We start from the raw sequence: 19,832 nt of genomic DNA, 5'->3' as shown, positions 1-19,832 counted from the left end.
GCTTAAATTCGGAAGCGTTGGGTAGATAAAAGAATAGAAAACTGTAGGCTTGAGGCATCAGTTACAAGCGGAGGCCCACGTATATCATGCCGATTACGCCGTTGAAAGGCATAGGTAGATTCAGCGATATCCCAATCGAAATCTTGTAGATCTGAGTTTTTTGAAAGTTGGCTTTTTTGCTCTACACCATTTTGAAAAAGGTCTAAATCGATGCAATCTATCACTAAACCAATATCGGCAGTATCAGACATGCCATGACAAGGTTGTTTCTGTGTTTCTTTTGGCGCCAGCTTAGAAATATCCCCCATCATCGGGCACGAGTCTATAGTGCACACCATAGATGTGGTGAACACCAAACACATGATCATTACCAAAGATATTTTAGCCATGTTTTAATGGTAAACGATAATTAGCGAAAACTCTAACAACTTACAAGTCTATCGGAAAAAACCTATCGGAGTTTAGGCAGCAGCCATTTCTTTAGTATTCATATCATCCTGATCAGAATCATTCTTTGCCATTCTTTTATGTTTGTCATTCCATTCCATAGTGCCGATTGTTCTATGCACACCAATATATGCTACAAACCCGACAATAATGTTAGAAATAGCAATCGCCGCTAGAATACCCCAAACTCCCATATAGTGATTACCTATCCATGCTAGAGGCAGGAGAATCACCAAAACTCTAATCGAAGATAGAAGCACTGCAGGTATCGGACGCCCTAAACCATTGAATGAAGCATTGACTACCATCACAATGCCATAGGCACAATAGCTGACAGGAACGATAAGAAGATAATGATAGGTTGCCTCGATAACTAATAACTCATCGCTAAAAAGTACAGCGACTTCACGACCAAAAAAGGCAAAGAACATACTGATCGCAAGTCCTGTATAGATGCAAAAACGCGCAGTTATCTTCTGTGCATCGTGCAAGCGTTGAAATTCTTTGGCTCCGCGGTTGTGACCACAAAAAGGCCCAATAACGGCAGAAAGAGCATAAAACCCCAAGAGGGCGAACGACTCCACGCGAGATGCTACACCGAAGCCCGCTACTACATCCGCCCCATGAGAGGCAACAAGTATCAGTAATACAGAATTTGATAAAGGCACAATGACATTGGTCGTCATTGCTGGTACACCAATATTGAGAATTTTTCGCCAGGAAGCGAATGCACGCTTAAATTTAAAAGGGTTAACAAACAAATGCATACTGTAATGTAGGTAATATATAAGTACAAAAAAAGACAGCATTCGAACTACTAAGGACGCCATCGCAGCACCTTTAATTCCCATAGCCGGGAATATCCACCAACCATAAATGAAAATGGGATCCAAAATGGCATTCGCAATCGCCATAGCAATCATCAAAACGCCTTGCAATTTTGTATTACCAATCGCTCTTAATGCTGACAGGCCAACCATTGGCGCAACAAAAAATAAAATACTAATATACCAAAGCACCATATATTCACTGATTAAAGCAATCAAAGGCTCGCTTGCACCAATGGATCGAAATAGTTGCTCAATAGAAAGAATCCCAACAATAGCGATAAAGATCGTAACAACAATAGTCAGCGTAATACTATCGGTAATATAGGTTCTAACACCACGTTCATCACCTATGCCTGCGCAAATAGCTACTACAGATGATGTGCCTGCCCCTAAGCCCACAGATAAAGAAACTGCAAACAGTACGATTGGGAAGGTAAAACTCAGGGCAGCCAAGGCATCGTCCCCTAGGCCTGCGACAAAATAAGTATCGACAATATTAAATGACATGGTGGCCAAAATACCCCACCCCATGGGCATAGCCATATTAAAAAGAATGTTGGAGATGGACCCTTCGGCCAGAGAGGATTTTGGTAGGATGGACTTCTTACTCATATTTACTCAAAATTATTTTATAGGCATACACCCATTCAATAATTAAGAACTTAGGTGTTTGCCATAGATCAGGGCATCCTCCCGTTTTTTGTTATTGCCTTGCGGTGGATAGTAACCACGGCGCTCGCCAACACAGTTAAAACCGAGAGATTCATACAAATAAATAGCATTGCTATTAGTCAATCGAACCTCCAGAAAAAGTTCATTGGCGTGATCACTTAACACCGATTCCATAAAAGTGAGTAATTTTTTAGCTATGCCGCGCTTTTGATAATCTGGATCAACGGCAATAATCAATAACTCCGCTTCATCAGCGGCAATTGAAAAAACAGCATGGGCAATCCATGACTGCTGATACAGAACGCCCACACAAATATGTGATGAGCAGACCGAGTCACGATAGTTTTCTAGAGTCCACGGTGTTTTGGACGCTTTGCGATCTAACTGCACTATCGTATCTAAGTCTTCGTTATTAAAATTACGAATTTCGAATGGCCCATCGTCAGACAGGCGAAAAGAAAAACATATATCTTTTAATTCAAACATATAAATTCTTCACCACCGGTATGCAGATAACCTAACGACCAGCAGCAAAGTTATAGCTTTTTAAAGATTGCCAAACTTTCACTTTAGAAAGTGGCAAATATAAAATATCTGCCAGGCTTGGCAGTATTATTGCGTCGGCAGAGAATGTCTCAATCGAAACTTGCCTATACAAATTTTCTTCGAAGTTGATTTCTTCTCCCAATACAGCCGAACAAGTATCCTTACCAAATAATAAAAATACAGGTGTAGGTTTATCGAATATACGGGCCTCAATAAAACCTTGTACCATTTGCCGTGCAGCTGACCAACTCGTATCGTGTTTACCTTCCATTAAGCCCATTGGCCAATTTAGGATCTCGGCATTTATTAGATTTGCAGGTAGCTGACCGATTGCACGTAATATATTTATCAATAGTCCCTGTGTTGGCAATGCATCCCCTGAACCTCGCGAGTCTATAACAAAAATATCGTCACCAATATTCCATAGCGAGAGAGAAAATTTTGCGGCCTCAACTCTAGCAGATAATACAAGGTCTTCAATAATTTCTGCGCTACTAACTTCACTATTGATAGAATTGTGAGAAATCTCGTTTGAGATTTTATCGATATTTTTTAAAACATCGTTTCTTAACAGGTTATCTTTAAGCTCGTTAACTTTAGACACATCTGCAAAATCAGAGCTATCTGAGGAATTGTCTAGTATTCCAGATAAATTATGTGGCTCTGAAATTCCAGAAAAAGCCAACGCACTCGACTTTTCTATCCCACCTATAGCAATAGTTTCTGTAACGACAGGTAACGGACATAACACCGCTGTTTTTGCAGCAGGCAATATATACTTTGGCACGAAACTGTCAATGCCAATCGACTCTAAATACTGCATGCGATTTAATTCATTCATATCTAATACCTGTCAGATGATGAGTTCTAAACATTTTCATACTGACAAAAACTTTTTTCAAACACCACTGCGTTGAGGATGCACGCCGGTATGTGGCGCTTCCAGCATATTCAACGCACTTAAGTAAGCCCTTACTGAGGCAGCAACAATATCGGTATCAGAACCGATACCATTAACGATTTGACCATCTCGCTCCAGGCGGACAGTCACTTCACCTTGAGAGTCTGTACCCTGAGTAATTGCATTGACAGAGTATAACTGTAAATCAGTGCCACTTTGTACGACTTGCTCAATGGCTTTGTAGGAAGCATCTACAGGACCACTACCGTCAGACTCGGCCACTACATCTTCCCCTCGCACCTGCAAAGTCAACTTGGCATGTGGTTTATGTCCAGTTTTACAGACGATATCCATATCGACGAGTAAAAATGTTTCTTGCTTGCGCCCACTAGAAGCCGAAGACACCAGAGCATGTAAATCTTCATCGAAAACTTCGTGCTTTTTATCTGCTAACTCTTTAAATCTCGAAAATGCTAAGTTAATCGCGTCTTGCGACTCAAAACTTATACCCAGCGCTTCAAATCGCGCTTTAACGGCAGCTCTCCCTGAATGCTTGCCAAGCACTATTTTATTAGTATTCCAACCAACGTCTTCAGCACGCATAATTTCATAAGTCTCTCGGTGCTTAAGAATACCATCTTGGTGAATCCCGGACTCATGAGCAAAAGAATTGGCACCAACAATGGCCTTATTAGGTTGTACAGGAAAGCCCGTTACCGAAGAAACTAAACGTGAGGTAGGCAAAATATTTGTGGTATCAATATTAGTTTCAACAGGGAAAATATCCTTGCGGGTACGAATTGCCATTACCACTTCCTCCAAAGAAGCATTGCCGGCCCTTTCACCTAAACCATTAATAGTACATTCAATTTGGCGCACTCCATTCATGACCGCGGCGAGGGAATTCGCCACAGCTAGCCCTAGGTCGTTATGGCAGTGAGTGGAAAAGATAGCCTTATCGGCATTCGGCACTGCTTCAATTAATTGCCTGAACATATTGCCGTATTCAATAGGCTCTCCGTAGCCCACAGTATCAGGGACATTTATAGTGGTGGCACCAGCATTGATTGCAGCTTCAGTGATACGACACATAAAGTCGAAGTCTGATCGACTTCCATCCTCAAGAGAAAACTCCACATCATTGGTGTAATTTCTAGCGCGCTTTACCGCATGCACTGCCTGAGCCAGCACTTCGTCAGGACTCATATTCAACTTGTGTTTCATATGAATAGGAGAGGTGGCTATAAATGTATGAATACGAGATTGATTAGCACCTTTTAATGCCTCTGCCGCACGATCAATATCAGCATCCACGGCCCTAGCCAAGCTGCAAACGGTAGAGTCTTTAATCACATCCGCCACCGCTTTGACTGATTTAAAGTCTCCGGGGCTGGCAATAGCAAAGCCAGCTTCAATAACATCAATACGCATTTTTTCCAGCATCTTAGCAATACGCACTTTCTCATCCTTGGTCATTGATGCTCCAGGACTCTGTTCCCCGTCCCTTAGGGTGGTATCGAATATGACCAGTTTCTCTTTACTCATTGTATTCTCCAAATAAGCACCACGAGCAGATACTCGTATTACATTTTATCAATTTAATCATTCGCGTGGCGCTACATATATGATATATGTAGACATCGCTTGGTATTAGCAGTGTGACAGGAACAAACTCTAGTGGCCGCAGCGCGGCAAGGGTAATAATGAGTCGTCGTGTAGGATACGCAACCTCGCCGGATAGTCATTAGCATGACCATCCAGTATCTGGGAATTAGAAGCTGAGGAATAAGGTTGCATTAAATATTTACTCTCTTTAACTTGCTAAAAGCTTAATAAGAGCAGAAGCGAGAGTCAACAATATCCTACAAAAATAAGCATTGATAGGATGAAAAAACAAAAATTTTATCTTTTATCAGCACGCAAAGCAAAAACATCCTAAAACCAAACCCATTTTAGAAAACAGCTATCAGGCTTGATTCGATCATATCAAAACAAATGTTAAGATGTTTTGAAATCCAGCATACGCTGCAAAGGACGCATGGCTCTAGGAATAAGCTCAGGATCGATAAAAACCTCATTATTGCTGTTATCGAAAACCTGAGACAAACTTTGCAGTTCGTTCATCGCCATCCAAGGGCAGTTAGCGCAGCTTCGGCAACTTGCACCAGAACCAGCAGTGGGAGCAATAATTAGCTCTTTGTCTGGACAAGCCTGTTGCATCTTATAAAAAATCCCTTGATCTGTTGCCACAATAAAAGCTTTCGCATCTAATTCTTTTGTAGCATTAATTAACTGCGAGGTTGAGCCAACCGCGTCAGCTAGATTAACAACAGACTCTGGCGACTCCGGGTGAACCAAAACAGCGGCTTCGGGATATTGGGCTTTCATATCCAAAATGCCCTTTGCTTTAAACTCTTCGTGCACGATACAGGCACCATCCCAAAGCAGTATATCAGCGCCTGTTTTACTCGCTACATAACTACCAAGATGCTTGTCTGGCGCCCAAATTATCTTTTCACCTTGACGGTCTAGGTAATCCACAACATCAAGGGCGATACTAGAGGTAACAACCCAGTCAGCACGTGCTTTGACTGCTGCTGAAGTATTAGCGTAAACAACGACTGTCCGCTCCGGATGTTGATCGCAAAAAGCTGAGAATGTATCGATGGGGCAGCCGAGGTCTAAAGAGCATGTTGCCTCTAAGGTCGGCATCAGTATGCGCTTTTGAGGAGAGAGTATTTTGGAGGTTTCACCCATGAACTTAACTCCTGCAACAATGAGAGTCTCTGCAGGATGTTCCTTACCAAACCTTGCCATTTCTAGAGAATCGGCTACACAGCCACCTGTTTCTTCAGCAAGCGCCTGTATTTCTGGCGAAGTATAATAATGAGCCACCAGTACAGCGTTATGCTCTTTTAACTGCTGTTTTATTCTGCTGCGAAGGATTTCAGTATTGACAGGCTCATGGTGCTTTATCGCCAAAGCACTATCGAGGTGGCTTTTCACCATATCAGTAGCGGAAGCCATCACTTGTTGAACATCGTCAGAAACCGCAGTCATTTATATTTACCTACATAATCATTACGCGATGTGTGAATTTACTACAAATGGCACATACAAAAAAGGGGAACACCGCTGCCTTCATTTACGCAAGGTCAGTCACTGCAGATTGCTCATACAGCTGATAGCTCAACTGGTCTAATGGCCAATCTCAGTCTTGCAAAGTATCTTCATGTATTGAAAATACATCTGTAGCCGATAGTAAAAAGGCCCATCCTTTCGGATGAGCCTTTTTATATGGTGGGTCGTACTGGATTCGAACCAGTGACCAATTGGTTAAAAGCCAACTGCTCTACCAGCTGAGCTAACGACCCGTAAAACTTACAATATCTTAAAGACAACTAAAGTAACAATCTCAGCTATCGATACTTTATCTATCTGTTATTAACTTTAATAAAGCACCTCACATTAAAAATGAGAAACTTTAAATATGGTGGGTCGTACTGGATTCGAACCAGTGACCAATTGGTTAAAAGCCAACTGCTCTACCAGCTGAGCTAACGACCCGGGAACCTTTAAGAGCAATGCATATTTGAATTAACTGACTGCGCTCAAAGAGGCGCATATAGTAATGATTTCGAGATAAAACTCAAGAAGTTTTTATCAATTCATTTATAAAAATTAGCTAACGTAGCGAGTTGGGTCTTCCACTTGTGCATCTGCAAAGCCTTTTGCGCGTAAAACACAGCTGTCACACTTTCCACAAGCCTCACCAAGTTCATTAGCTCGGTAACAGGAAACAGTTGCACTGTAGTCTACACCAAGTGCTAAACCACGCTTGATTATGTCGGCTTTTGTCAACTCAAGCAAAGGGGCATGGATCTTAACACCTGCACCCTCAACACCCGCCTTTGTAGCAAGATTAGCCATGTTTTGGTAGGCCTCCAAGTATTCTGGTCTGCAATCTGGATAGCCTGAATAGTCGACGGCATTGACGCCAATAAAAATAGCACTTGCGTTAAGAACTTCTGCCCAGCCCAAGGCGATAGAAAGAAAAACCGTATTTCTCGCAGGAACATAAGTTATCGGAATTCCTGTGCTCTCTATATCCGCATCTGGCACGCCAATGTCATCGTCTGTAAGTGCTGAACCACCAATGGTACGTAAATCTAAACCAACCACTTTGTGCGCCTTTACGTTCATTTTTTTAGCAACCCTTGCTGCAGCATTTAGCTCTGTGCGATGACGCTGCTGATAATCAAAGCTAAGGGAATATACTTGGTAACCCTCACTTTGCGCTATCGCGATGACCGTTGTGGAATCCAAGCCACCAGAAGTCAACACAACAGCGTTTTTCCTGTCTTGTGTTTCTGACATACATCTATCTCAAATTTAGTATTACACTCCGGGCTTATCGCCCCAAAGCTGTTTATGAAGTTGCATTTGGAAGCGTACATTTAAGCCATCTTCCAATATCCATTGTGCTAACTCAGACGGAGGTACCTGCTCATAGCTAGGCGAGAAAAGCACATCACTGACTTTTTCGACAAGTTTGTATTCGTCTAATTTAAAACGCGCCCACTCGTAGTCTTGCCGATCGCAAATCACAAATTTCACTTGGTCACTGCGTTTTAAATGATCGATGTTACTGTATAAATTACGTCCTTGCTCACCAGAAGCTGGCGTTTTAATGTCCATAACCGTTGAGACACGCTGGTCTACCTGGGATATATCCATCGCACCACTGGTCTCCAGAGACACGGCATATTCCTGATCGCAAAGCTTGGTAAGTAAATTCTGACACGCAGGTTGCGCCAGTGGCTCACCTCCAGTGACACAAACGTAACCAGCTTTGTAAGAGGCCACCTCAGCCAGAATGGTGTCAAGAGGCATTTTATCGCCACCGTGGAACGCATACTCAGAATCACAGTAAACACAACGCAAAGGACATCCGGTCAAACGGACAAAAACCGTGGGCAAGCCCACTGTGCGAGACTCTCCCTGCAGAGAAAAAAATATTTCTGTTATACGCAAATTAATGTCGGACATAGCAATACTGGCCAAAAAGCGGCCGATTGTACATAAATTGATGGCATTGATCGAGTAGAGTTTTACTTAAACTCTACTGAGATAGATTTTTTTCTAGATAGTCACGGGCAAGGCGAGCCACGTTAGTATTAGATTTTGCCACTTCTTCAAGTAGGTTTTTCGCCGTACTTTTATCACCAAGCAAATCGTAGACTGTGCCTAGCTTATATTGCGCATCGGTTGCTTTAGAGTGGCTGGGAAACTCACTGATAACGCGAGAAAACCAAGACTGGGCTTTTTCTAAATCTTTTTTCTGCAAGAAAATCTCGCCCAACCAGTACTGAGCATTAGCCGAGTAGCGCCCCTGGGGAAAATCTTCAAGATGCTTGTTTAACGATACTATGGCATCGTCATATTTCTGTTGCTTTAGAACTAAGTTCATTGCAGCACGGTAGCTTTTCAGCTCATCTGCAGAAGAACCCGAACGCCGGGGAGTAGAACTCGTGACGGTATTGTTTTGACCCGCAACACTTTGGGTAGGCTTTGTTACTCCACCTTGACTTAATTCACTGACACGGCGATCCAGGTCAATATAGTCATCCAGGCGCTGCTGTTTCAGTTTTTTAATTTCGAAAGCTTGCTGCTCTACTAATCCCCTTAGCTGCAGGATTTCTTGCTGTAGGGTCTGAAGCTGATAGAAAAGTTCAGCAGAGTTATTGGCCGGCTGTGCCACAGGCACAGGGGTTGCGCCAGAAGGGATTCGGCGATCTTCAACTTCTACTTGGGCAGAAACAAAACAGGCCGCCATTGAAGCAATAGCGGCCGTAACAAAGCGGTACATCATAAAATTTAAATTTTATTTAAGTTCAACTCGACGGTTTTTAGCCCACGCAGAATCGTAACTTCCAACTTCTGCAGGCTGCTCTTCGCCATAGCTTACCGTTTCTATTAGGCTTCCATCAACCCCTTGAAGTACAAGATAGTCACGAACAGCATTCGCACGACGCTCACCGAGAGCCATATTGTATTCGCGGCTGCCACGCTCATCACCATGACCTTCAAGACGGATAGACTTAGGACTATCACGAAGAACTTCAGCGTGAACAGTTAATGCAGCACGCGCTTCAGAAGTTAAAATAGATTGGTCAAATTCAAAGTAGAAAACACTATCAACACCTTCAAGTGGGTCTTGAACAGGTTCTGGAAGATCGTAATCGGTGTTATCAACTGAAGTATCATCTTCAACTGGTGCTGTATCTTCAACGGGTTCTTCTACTTGAGTATTGGAAGAACAAGCAGCCAATACACCTGTTAATGCAAATATTGTTAAAAATAGTTTAATCGTTTTAGTCACTGTTTTACTCCCAAGTTTTAAAAAAATCACTTAACCCACCTAATTTACTAACTAACGAAAGCTAATTAACGAACGGAGACCACGCTGGCTCACGCACATCACCTTGTTTTGAGGGCAGCCTGAACTTAACCCCCGCATCCATCGAAACCGCCGCCAGCACTCCTTTATTTTGATGCTTAGTAGCATACAAAAGCATGGCGCCATTAGGCGCTATGCTCGGCGATTCGTCAAGCCGTGTTTCTGTGAGAATGCGCAAATCTCCAGATACAATATCTTGCCATGCGATGTGATAGATACCATTTTCCCTATGCACCATCACAAGACTCTTGCCGTCAGGTGATACTCTAGAACGGGCGTTGTAATCACCCTCGAAGGTTAAGCGTTCTACACGCCTGCTGGCAAGCCCAACTTGATAGATTTGTGGGCTACCTCCTCGATTTGACGTAAAAATAATACCTTTTCCGTCTGCGGTCCAATTCGGTTCGGTATCAATCGCGAAGTGGCGTGTCACTCGTGTTAACTTTTTACTTGCAATATCTAAAGTATATATTTCGGGGTTTCCATCTTTAGAAAGCACTAAAGCTAGTTTGGAATCATCTGGCGACCAACTTGGAGCTCCGTTGAGTCCTTGAAAATTGGTGAGCTGTTCACGCTGACCGGTCACTAAGTTTTGTCTGAATATAGCAGGACGCGATGTTTCAAAGGAAACATAAGCTACCTGTTTGAGGTCGTGGGACCAAGCCGGAGAAACCAGTGGTTGGCTGGAACTAAAAATTACTTTAGCGCGAGCACCATCTGCATCAGCTTTTACCAAACGATAACGCTTAGGCCCTCGGCGTAGATCTTCAATATAGAGAATTTTAGTGGAAAAAGCACCACGAATGCCGGTTACTGCTTCGTATACAGCATCACTAACAGCATGGGCAATATCCCTCAGTGCCGATGTACCACCACTAGAAGATTTACGAAAAACTTTTCGTTGAGAAACCACATCATACAGTTCGTAAATCAGCTCAAAACCATTGGGCGTTTGCTGCAAACCACCAATTAATACATAACTGGCTCCTAAGATTCTCCAGTCTCGGTAGTGAATTTGAGACTCCTGAGTTGGCAGAGATAACATATCACCGCGAGGAATTGGTCTAAATAAACCGCTGCGCTGCAGGTCTGCTGAAACAATATTAGAAATATTTTCAGGTACTTTGACACCGCCCATAGGCACTACAGCAATGGGAGTAGGGTCGTTAACACCCTGAGTAATTTCTATCGTAAGTTCTGCATGCAATACGGATGATAAGCTAAGTATCATCGTAACGAGCAATATTTTTATCTTCACAGTCTTAAGTCCTGAGGATTAAATGAGAAATTAAAGGTGCGATAGTAACGCTCAAATACATCCGGCGACATTTCTTTTGCTTCTGGGAAAACTTCTACTTTTTTTACCGCCTGGACTGCAGAGCGGTCAAAAGCCGAATCACCACTACTCTCCGTAATATTCACACTGACGATTCTACCTGTTGGCACCAATTGAATTTTCAACACGCAACGCATACCTGTTCTAGCTGAAGGTGGTCGGCTCCATTTCGACTCAACACGCTGACGAAACTTCGAAGTATAGGATTGCGCTTCGTCAGCAAATTCTTCTTCTTGCAACAACCCTTGTTCTTCTAATAAGGCCTGTTCAAATTCTTGTTGCAACCTTTGCTGCTGTTCTTTTTCTTTGCGCTGCTTTTCTTCTCGCGCCTTTTTCGCTAGCTCTTCTTCTCGCTTCTTTTTCTCGGCTGCTTTTTTTGCCTGCGCCTCTTTTCTCTGTTTTTCTATTCTTGCCTTGCGCTTTCGCTCTTGTTCTTGTTTTAAGCGAGCTTGTTCTTTACGTTTAGCTGTAAGATCTATTTTTCTCGGTTGCTTTTTTGCTGACGCTTTTTTTTTCGAAGTATCCTTTAACTTTACCAGCTTAGCTTCAACATATTTGGGAGGAATAACTCTCTTAACTTCCGTTTTACCTTCCCAGCTAACAGTCAACGCTAAAAAAATACCAGCGTGAATCACTAGACTTACTGTTGCAGGAATAACGAACTTAGTTAAAAATTCCATAGTACACCACTTAACGTGGAGGGTCTGTCACGAGACCCACGCTTGGTGCACCTGCATTTTGCAACTCAGTCATCAAGCTTACAACGACGCCATAGGGTACCTTTGTATCCCCCCACACAAGAACAGTAGTTTCAGGCTTTTGCCGTAAAACTTTGCTCACCGTATTAGCAATATCTTTAAGCGGCTTTGCATCTTCTTGCTTATCGCCAAGATTAATATAGTAAGTGCCGTCAGTTTTTACCGAAACAATTATTGGCTCTTCGTCTTTTTTGTCGACCGGTGCAGAGGGCGCTTGGGGCAGATCAACCTTGACCCCCTGCATTAAGAGGGGGGCTGTGACCATAAAGATGACCAACAGAACGAGCATAACGTCAATATAAGGAACGACGTTAATTTCAGCCATTGGTTTACGTTTTTTACCAGCCATAATTACTTCGCGTGTACTTGCCTATGTAAAATTGACGAGAATTCTTCAGCAAAAGTTTCGTAGTTACCCGTTAAAAATTCTGCTTTGGCTGCAAAACGGTTGTACGCAAGTACTGCGGGTATTGCTGCAAACAAACCCATGGCCGTTGCTACTAGAGCCTCTGATATACCCGGTGCAACTGTCGCCAATGTTGCCTGGGTTTGATTAGCGAGTCCACGGAAAGAATTCATAATCCCCCAGACAGTTCCAAACAAGCCTATGTAGGGGCTTACAGATGCCACACTCGCCAAGAAAGGTAGGTTACTTTCAAGCTTTTCCTGTTCTCGCGACAAAGCCACACGCATCGCTCTTTGTGTGCCTTCCATAATCGCATCAGGCTCTGTGCCGCTCTGTTGACGCAGACTGGAAAACTCTTTAAACCCAGAGCGAAAAATATTTTCTATTCCCTCGATACTATTCTTGCCAGACTTGGCATTACCTTGTCGATATAGCTGAGTTAAATCAACACCGGACCAAAAAGTATTTTCAAACGCTCGTAAATGACGATGGGCATTACGCTGATAAATTGCTTTTTGCACAATCATTAACCAGGAAATCATGGATGCAAGAACCAAAACCATCATTACTAGTTGGACAAGTAAGCTCGCATTCGATATCAAATGGATAATCGACAGTGGCTCATCGTTCATGAAATAAATCCCCTTCCTGTATGCTTTGTTACGACAAAGGTATGTATTTTACACATGACATTTCTTTGTTTAACTGAGTAGTTCAACTAATCGTTTAGGAAATGCACAGGCACGCATTGTATCGCGATTTACACATGCGACCTTAATTTCAGCTTCAGTTAAGCAAAATCCGTCACAAAATATTTTTTGTTCAAACACCATATAAGTGCGAGCAAGCTTTATAATTTTTGCTGTGACAGCAAGATTATCATCAAGTTTAGCTGGTTTTCTATAATCGACTTTCGCCGATACTACCACCATTAATTTTCCATCGTCTAATACAGCAGGTTTTGGAAAACCCTTATTACGTAAAAGTTCTGTGCGAGCTCGCTCCATAAACTTTAGGTAATTCACATAAAAAACTATACCGCCTGCGTCTGTGTCTTCGATATAGACACGTATTGGAAAAAAAAATTCGTTGTCCAAAGTCATGGAGTCCTGCACTTATATCCCAGGTAGTGAATCTTGTTTCACCGTATTAGGTGCGTGCAAACCGAAGTGCTGATAAGCAAGCTGCGTTGCCATTCTTCCTCTTGGCGTTCGCATCATAAACCCCTGTTGTATCAAATAGGGTTCAAGCACATCTTCGATTGTATCACGCTCTTCACTAATCGCAGCAGCTAGACTGTCAACCCCGACTGGCCCGCCAGCAAATTTTTCTATCATGGTCAGCAATAAACGGCGATCCATATGATCAAAACCGTTTTCATCAACATTAAGCATATTCAGTGCGAGATCGGCTATTTCCGCGATCACCTTGCCGTCTGATTTAACTTCTGCGTAATCGCGAACACGACGCAAAAGACGATTGGCTATACGAGGAGTTCCGCGGGCACGCTTAGCAATTTCTGCAGCGCCACTTTCGTCAATTTCTACTCCAATCAGGTTGGCCGCACGAACAATAATTTTGGTGAGATCTTGCTTATTGTAAAATTCGAGTCGCTGCACAATACCAAAGCGGTCTCTGAGAGGCGAGGTTAGTAAACCCGCTCTTGTTGTCGCCCCTACCAGTGTAAACGGGGGTAAATCTAATTTAATCGAGCGCGCAGCAGGCCCTTCTCCAATCATGATATCTAACTGAAAATCTTCCATTGCCGGATACAAGACTTCTTCTACAACGGGGCTTAGGCGATGGATTTCGTCAATAAATAGTACATCTCCTGCATCTAAGTTCGTCATCAAAGCGGCCAAATCCCCAGCTTTTTCAAGAACGGGGCCAGAGGTAGTTTTTAAATCTACCTCCATTTCAGTGGCAATAATATTTGCCAGGGTAGTTTTACCGAGCCCAGGCGGTCCAAAAACTAAGGTATGGTCGAGGGCTTCGTTACGCTTTTTGGCCGCACCGATAAATATTTCCATTTGCTCTCGAACAGCTGGCTGGCCGATATAGTCTTGTAAGCGTTTAGGCCTGACTGCACGGTCGAGATGTTCTTCTTTTGGTTGAGCACTTGGCCCAATAATACGATCTTCTTCGATCATTATGTCACTACTCTACCAATGAAAACTTGGCGTTTAAAAATACAATAACAGTTTTCTATGCCAAAAACTGGCAATTCAACACAATGTTATGTGCTAGCTTACTTTTTAAGAAAAAATGCTAAGCAGGCAACATTCCGCGCAATGCCAGACGAATCAAATCTTCACTGCGTTGAACATCACCATTTTTTACTTTTGAGACAGCCTTAGTAGCTTCTGTTGGCTTATAGCCCAGGGCAATCAAGGCACTCTCAGCTTCTGCAATCATGTCATTAACGTTTGAGGCAGGCTCGTCGAGCTTAATAATCCCACTCTCATTACTATCTGGAGTTTTTTCTATACTCCAATCTTTTAGTTTGTCACGCATCTCGACGATCAAGCGTTCAGCTGTTTTTTTGCCTACACCCGGAACTTTTACTAGAGCAGAGACATTGTCATCCATAACACACCGAGCAAAGTCATTTGCCTCCATAGACATGATGCCAATAGCCATTTTAGGTCCAACACCGCTAACTTTTATAAGTAAGCGAAAAAGTTCTCGGTCTTGAGTACCAATAAAGCCAAACAGCTGCTGAGAATTTTCACTGACGGAGAAATGTGTGTGCAATACTACCTGCTTGCCGGCTGCAGGTAACTGGTAGAAAGTCGTCATGGGTGACTGTAATTCATAGCCGACACCTTGGACATCGATAAGTAAATGGGGAGCTTGTTTTTCCAAGAGGGTGCCAGTCAGTCGACCAATCATAATTTTTCTCTTTATTACATTCTCTGGCACATAGCCGAAATTAAAATTTAAACTCTTAGACTAAGCATTAAGCTTAATATGATTTAGGAAAAGTTGTTATGTATACAAAGCACTCAATAAGAACTCTATGCACTATATTCTTTAGTCACCTTAGCCTGATTGTAACGACAAGCCATGCCTTTTGCTAAATTATACGACCACGGCGATATTGTTTAGAACCTGCCATTCTGATCATATGCTGCTGTGTATTAGCGTGGCATAACGCAATAGCAAGCGCATCGGCGGCATCTTCCTGCGGTGTTTTCGGAAGCTTCAATAATGTCTTTACCATATGTTGCACTTGTGTTTTATCCGCAGCGCCTGTTCCGACGACCGACTGTTTTACCTTTCTCGCTTCATATTCATATACCGGCACATCATTATCCATTGCTGCGACTATTGCAGCGCCTCTAGCCTGTCCTAATTTCAGCGCTGAGCCAGCGTTCTTTGCCATAAAAACCTGTTCTATAGCAAACTCTTGAGGAATATGGAGTTCAATAAGTTCGGATACGCCATCGAAGATCACTTTAAGTCTTTCAGGCAGTGATAATGTATCAGGGATACGAATCAGGCCACTCGCGATATAGCTTACCTTGCCTGCGGTAAAGTTGATAACACCGTAGCCGGTTTTACGTGACCCTGGGTCGATTCCAAGGAGAATAGACATATATGTTTTTTTATTCAGTGGTAGTAGACACTACAAGTTTTTCAGCCAGCTCAACAATAGTCAAGCAAGAATCTCTTACTTGGAAGTGACAACTTTATCTTTCAGAACCACCGTGACGACAGACTCTATCTTCTGTTTACGCTCAACCATTTCAACAAAGAGGGCAATTTTTGCACTTATAGCTGTATTATAGGCTTCAAAATAACGAACTAGCTCATAAAAACGCCTAATAACTAAACGCTCATAGTCCGCGCCATTCAGCTGCTCAAGTTGTAGCTTATTTGCATTTATATCAACAGTAATATGTGGTTCCAATAGAGAAGAAGGAAAGTGAGCAATTACACTCTCCGTTTTCTCAACGGTTTTTAAAATCATTCGAGTCAATCTAGAAATAGTCTTCTGGTGAAAAGTATCTCCTTGTTCTCGCCTTTCAATTAGTTGTTCTAAGGTACCACACTTTATTTTACTATCCGCCACCGTATTTTGAAGCTCGCTTAGCTTAGCTAACATTTTTAGCAACATAAGTGCGCGCGAATGAGCCTGGTGATTTCTACCTAGAGCAATACCTGCAACAACTCTAATACCGTAGAACTTTCGGTAGGTAGGGATACTATCTTTATATTTTGTATTGAACCCATCTATAGTGCTTTTTAGATTCTCGATAACTTCAATCTGTGGTCGCTTACCACTGCCATCTTTTATAAGCCAATGATAGAAATGGTATTGCGACATGTTTTTCTGATGATCACTGAGCAGTTCAATACAACGATTAAACTCCGGAAGGCTATGTCGAATACTCACAACAACCTTATTCAAAAAGGGTGTTATTTTACTTTCATCAAGTTTTGAGAATTTATCAACTTCAGCTGTGTCCCAAACAATATCTCTGCGATAAAGACCACTAGAAAATTTACGTAAAATCTCTTCATTTTTTGCCATGACAACAGGTTGCTGCTCATGTTTTTTTCTACTGTCGCCTTTATTTTCATTTTCGACTTTCCCTTGAATACCGTGTTGCTTGTAAAATAGTGTTGTTACAGCTGTAGAAATATCTTCAATATTTTCAAATAGAAAGGATATTGGCTGAGAAAACGTGATATTACTGTCAATCGCAAGCTTAGTTATCTCTCTTGTTCTCGAACTCGGAGGCGGCAGCATGTGCCAGCTGCTGAAAAACTCAGAGAGCGTCATTTCAATGAACTGCTCTTTTTGAATTGTTGTTTGATCGTAAACAGACGATATCAAACTAGACATATTTGCCGGCGCGTTACCCTCTGATAAGATTTTCTCAAGTGCAGAGTGATAGGCTTGATCGATCCTTACTAACTTTTTTAAAAGCTGATTCAGCTCATCACTTCCTAAGAGATGTGCCTGATAACTATCTGCCTTATAATTCATTTTATCTAACACAGATCCAGATAAGGCTTTAACTATATTTAGAAATAACTGAAATACTTTATTTGTGAATGATGATGCGAAGTAAACAGGAATAAATAAAAAGCGTAATAGAGTAAGCTTTTCTCCTATAGCCTCTATTTTTAGTAACCAAGGATCTTCGTTATAAGCGATCCTATAGCACCAACTTCTGATACTTCTCAATATAAGATAGTATTGGCTATTTTTACTCTCCGAGTAGAAACTGCACTCTCTGCTAATAAAGGATAAAAGTTCAAGGGACGATACATTTGTCAGTAGAGGCAGCCCGACTTCCAAACTTAGGACTTTATTTTTATAGTCTTTAATAGATTTGTAATAAACATCCACTACGACATCGGTAGAGACATACACTTTCTTGATAGGATCAATATGAAGAGTTGAAGACAGTTTGTCGATAACAGAAAAAAAATCGTGATAATTCTTCTCGCTTAGTTCTAAAAAGGGTTTATTGTAAGCCTTTTGTATAAAGGGTCTTAATAAAAATATTAAAAATGGCGCGGCCAAAATAAGTCCTATTCCCTGTAACAAAGCGGACAAAATAGATGAAGGGTTTATCAGGATAATAAAGAAGGATAATAGCTGGTAAAGATAGGTTAAGCTCAATAAGACAGTAAAAAGAGCATAAACCAAAAGTGGAATAGCAGATGCAAATGTAAGGATATTAAGTCTTTTTGAAATATCTTCGTTATCAGACACAGTATCTTGATAGTGCTCAAATGCTTTATCAATACTATTTTCTAGCGACACTAATGACGGATTACTCACAATAAATTCACCTTAAAATACTCACTTAAGACTTTTACTTCACTCAACTCCTTTTGTTTTCTCATATTAGATTAGCTTTACACGCTATTGATGATACCAAAAAATAGTGATTTGCCACAGATGAGTATTTAAGCGTGGATAATACTGGGCTGTAATAAGATAGAAGGGTTAGTCAAACGCTATTAGATATGTTGATCTGGTGATGTAGTTATTCTTATTAGACAATAAAAAACCCCATCAGCCTGAGCGGATGGGGTTTTCATAATAAAAGCCTGACGATGACCTACTCTCACATGGGGAAGCCCCACACTACCATCGGCGATGCACCGTTTCACGTCTGAGTTCGGGATGGGATCAGGTGGTTCCAGTGCTCTATAGTCGTCAGGCATAACCGGTGGACGAAGCAGCTAAAGGTTATTAGCAACAACATCGAATCTGTTATGCATGCCTGTTACACAGGCTTTAACAAGCGAAAGAAGAAGACAGCATAGTGTTCTTATACACACATAATCCAGTGTCACTCATGAACTAAAGTGCTCTACGCTATAACTTGATTAGTACCAAGCCTAGCCAGCAATACATTCATTGTATAATCAACACAATCAAAGCCTTTACACAACTTATATCGTTTATCATCGATTATCGTTGCCATAAAGATCTTTCAATCATTTCCGTTATATGGTCAAGCCTCACGGGCAATTAGTACGGGTTAGCTCAACGCCTCACAACGCTTCCACACCCCGCCTATCAACGTCTTAGTCTTAAACGGCCCTTCAGGGGGTCAAGCCCCAGGGAAATCTCATCTTGAAGGAGGCTTCCCGCTTAGATGCTTTCAGCGGTTATCCCGTCCGAACATAGCTACCGGGCAATGCCACTGGCGTGACAACCCGAACACCAGAGGTTCGTTCACTCCGGTCCTCTCGTACTAGGAGCAACTCTTCTCAAATTTCCAACGCCCACGGCAGATAGGGACCGAACTGTCTCACGACGTTCTAAACCCAGCTCGCGTACCACTTTAAATGGCGAACAGCCATACCCTTGGGACCGGCTTCAGCCCCAGGATGTGATGAGCCGACATCGAGGTGCCAAACTCCGCCGTCGATGTGAACTCTTGGGCGGAATCAGCCTGTTATCCCCGGAGTACCTTTTATCCGTTGAGCGACGGCCCTTCCATACAGAACCGCCGGATCACTAAGACCTACTTTCGTACCTGCTCGACGTGTCAGTCTCGCAGTCAAGCGCGCTTTTGCCTTTATACTCATTGCATGATTTCCGACCATGCTGAGCGCACCTTCGTACTCCTCCGTTACTCTTTGGGAGGAGACCGCCCCAGTCAAACTACCCACCATACACTGTCCCTAATCCCGCTAAGGGACCGAGGTTAGAACCTCAAACATACCAGGCTGGTATTTCAAGATTGGCTCCACCTAGGCTAGCGCCTAAGTTTCAAAGCCTCCCAGCTATCCTACACAAGTAGGCTCAAAGTTCAGTGCAAAGCTATAGTAAAGGTTCACGGGGTCTTTCCGTCTAGCCGCGGGTATACGGCATCTTAACCGCAATTTCAATTTCACTGAGTCTCGGGTGGAGACAGCGCCGCCATCGTTACGCCATTCGTGCAGGTCGGAACTTACCCGACAAGGAATTTCGCTACCTTAGGACCGTTATAGTTACGGCCG

At 42.5% G+C, this 19,832-nt stretch carries 20 protein-coding genes, 2 tRNA genes and 2 rRNA genes (1 of these 24 cut by a window edge); all 24 read right to left on the bottom strand.

Annotated features, from left to right (window positions below):
- Positions 1–2 precede the first annotated feature (2 nt).
- Positions 3–389, bottom strand: a complete 387-nt coding sequence (locus tag BVC89_RS04425) for a hypothetical protein (RefSeq protein ID WP_158657779.1) — start codon at positions 387–389, stop codon at positions 3–5.
- 72 nt (positions 390–461) lie between these two features.
- Positions 462–1,889 (bottom strand): MATE family efflux transporter, encoded by a 1,428-nt coding sequence (locus tag BVC89_RS04420; RefSeq protein WP_086930035.1) that lies wholly within the window; start codon positions 1,887–1,889, stop codon positions 462–464.
- 42 nt (positions 1,890–1,931) lie between these two features.
- Complete coding sequence (rimI, locus tag BVC89_RS04415; protein ID WP_086930034.1) at positions 1,932–2,435, bottom strand: ribosomal protein S18-alanine N-acetyltransferase; 504 nt, start codon at positions 2,433–2,435, stop codon at positions 1,932–1,934.
- Between the two features lie 31 nt (positions 2,436–2,466).
- Complete coding sequence (locus BVC89_RS04410) at positions 2,467–3,336, bottom strand: hypothetical protein (protein WP_086930033.1); 870 nt, start codon at positions 3,334–3,336, stop codon at positions 2,467–2,469.
- 57 nt (positions 3,337–3,393) lie between these two features.
- On the bottom strand, positions 3,394–4,941 hold the full coding sequence (locus BVC89_RS04405) for a 2-isopropylmalate synthase (RefSeq protein WP_086930032.1): 1,548 nt from the start codon (positions 4,939–4,941) through the stop codon (positions 3,394–3,396).
- 129 nt (positions 4,942–5,070) lie between these two features.
- Positions 5,071–5,193: a hypothetical protein gene (locus BVC89_RS30495; protein WP_281260984.1), complete on the bottom strand. Its 123-nt coding sequence runs from the start codon at positions 5,191–5,193 to the stop codon at positions 5,071–5,073.
- 201 nt (positions 5,194–5,394) lie between these two features.
- Entirely contained in the window at positions 5,395–6,456 is a 1,062-nt protein-coding gene (gene nadA / locus BVC89_RS04400; RefSeq protein WP_086930031.1) for a quinolinate synthase NadA, read from the bottom strand.
- A gap of 238 nt (positions 6,457–6,694) precedes the next feature.
- A tRNA-Lys gene (locus BVC89_RS04395) sits at positions 6,695–6,770 on the bottom strand.
- Between the two features lie 117 nt (positions 6,771–6,887).
- Positions 6,888–6,963, bottom strand: a tRNA-Lys gene (locus BVC89_RS04390).
- A gap of 114 nt (positions 6,964–7,077) precedes the next feature.
- Positions 7,078–7,773: a 7-cyano-7-deazaguanine synthase QueC gene (gene queC, locus BVC89_RS04385; RefSeq protein ID WP_086930030.1), complete on the bottom strand. Its 696-nt coding sequence runs from the start codon at positions 7,771–7,773 to the stop codon at positions 7,078–7,080.
- Between the two features lie 21 nt (positions 7,774–7,794).
- Positions 7,795–8,445, bottom strand: a complete 651-nt coding sequence (gene queE, locus BVC89_RS04380) for a 7-carboxy-7-deazaguanine synthase QueE (protein WP_086930029.1) — start codon at positions 8,443–8,445, stop codon at positions 7,795–7,797.
- Positions 8,446–8,518: 73 nt separating this feature from the next.
- Positions 8,519–9,268: a tol-pal system protein YbgF gene (ybgF, locus tag BVC89_RS04375; protein ID WP_245929337.1), complete on the bottom strand. Its 750-nt coding sequence runs from the start codon at positions 9,266–9,268 to the stop codon at positions 8,519–8,521.
- Between the two features lie 12 nt (positions 9,269–9,280).
- Positions 9,281–9,778, bottom strand: coding sequence for a peptidoglycan-associated lipoprotein Pal (gene pal, locus BVC89_RS04370; protein ID WP_086934504.1), 498 nt, complete (start codon positions 9,776–9,778; stop codon positions 9,281–9,283).
- Positions 9,779–9,839: 61 nt separating this feature from the next.
- Entirely contained in the window at positions 9,840–11,087 is a 1,248-nt protein-coding gene (gene tolB / locus BVC89_RS04365) for a Tol-Pal system beta propeller repeat protein TolB (RefSeq protein WP_425428386.1), read from the bottom strand.
- 23 nt (positions 11,088–11,110) lie between these two features.
- On the bottom strand, positions 11,111–11,872 hold the full coding sequence (gene tolA, locus BVC89_RS04360) for a cell envelope integrity protein TolA (protein WP_086930026.1): 762 nt from the start codon (positions 11,870–11,872) through the stop codon (positions 11,111–11,113).
- 10 nt (positions 11,873–11,882) lie between these two features.
- Complete coding sequence (gene tolR, locus BVC89_RS04355; RefSeq protein WP_086930025.1) at positions 11,883–12,299, bottom strand: protein TolR; 417 nt, start codon at positions 12,297–12,299, stop codon at positions 11,883–11,885.
- A gap of 2 nt (positions 12,300–12,301) precedes the next feature.
- Positions 12,302–12,988 carry a protein TolQ gene (tolQ, locus tag BVC89_RS04350; protein WP_086930024.1) on the bottom strand — a complete coding sequence of 229 codons (687 nt, stop codon included), beginning with the start codon at positions 12,986–12,988 and terminating at the stop codon, positions 12,302–12,304.
- Between the two features lie 69 nt (positions 12,989–13,057).
- Complete coding sequence (locus BVC89_RS04345; RefSeq protein WP_086930023.1) at positions 13,058–13,459, bottom strand: YbgC/FadM family acyl-CoA thioesterase; 402 nt, start codon at positions 13,457–13,459, stop codon at positions 13,058–13,060.
- 12 nt (positions 13,460–13,471) lie between these two features.
- Positions 13,472–14,506 carry a Holliday junction branch migration DNA helicase RuvB gene (gene ruvB, locus BVC89_RS04340; protein WP_086930022.1) on the bottom strand — a complete coding sequence of 345 codons (1,035 nt, stop codon included), beginning with the start codon at positions 14,504–14,506 and terminating at the stop codon, positions 13,472–13,474.
- A 118-nt stretch (positions 14,507–14,624) separates the two neighbouring features.
- On the bottom strand, positions 14,625–15,248 hold the full coding sequence (gene ruvA, locus BVC89_RS04335) for a Holliday junction branch migration protein RuvA (RefSeq protein WP_086930021.1): 624 nt from the start codon (positions 15,246–15,248) through the stop codon (positions 14,625–14,627).
- Positions 15,249–15,432: 184 nt separating this feature from the next.
- Positions 15,433–15,954: a crossover junction endodeoxyribonuclease RuvC gene (ruvC, locus tag BVC89_RS04330; RefSeq protein ID WP_086930020.1), complete on the bottom strand. Its 522-nt coding sequence runs from the start codon at positions 15,952–15,954 to the stop codon at positions 15,433–15,435.
- Positions 15,955–16,029: 75 nt separating this feature from the next.
- Positions 16,030–18,156, bottom strand: a complete 2,127-nt coding sequence (locus BVC89_RS04325; protein ID WP_086930019.1) for a hypothetical protein — start codon at positions 18,154–18,156, stop codon at positions 16,030–16,032.
- A 270-nt stretch (positions 18,157–18,426) separates the two neighbouring features.
- Positions 18,427–18,542 (bottom strand): 5S ribosomal RNA (gene rrf, locus BVC89_RS04320).
- Between the two features lie 292 nt (positions 18,543–18,834).
- Positions 18,835–19,832, bottom strand: a 23S ribosomal RNA gene (locus tag BVC89_RS04315); it runs 1,872 nt beyond the window's last position.

The sequence above is a fragment of the Agarilytica rhodophyticola genome, assembly GCF_002157225.2.
GTDB lineage: Bacteria > Pseudomonadota > Gammaproteobacteria > Pseudomonadales > Cellvibrionaceae > Agarilytica > Agarilytica rhodophyticola.
Note: the sequence above shows the minus strand (reverse complement) of the source record. Positions and strands in the feature narration are given on the sequence as shown.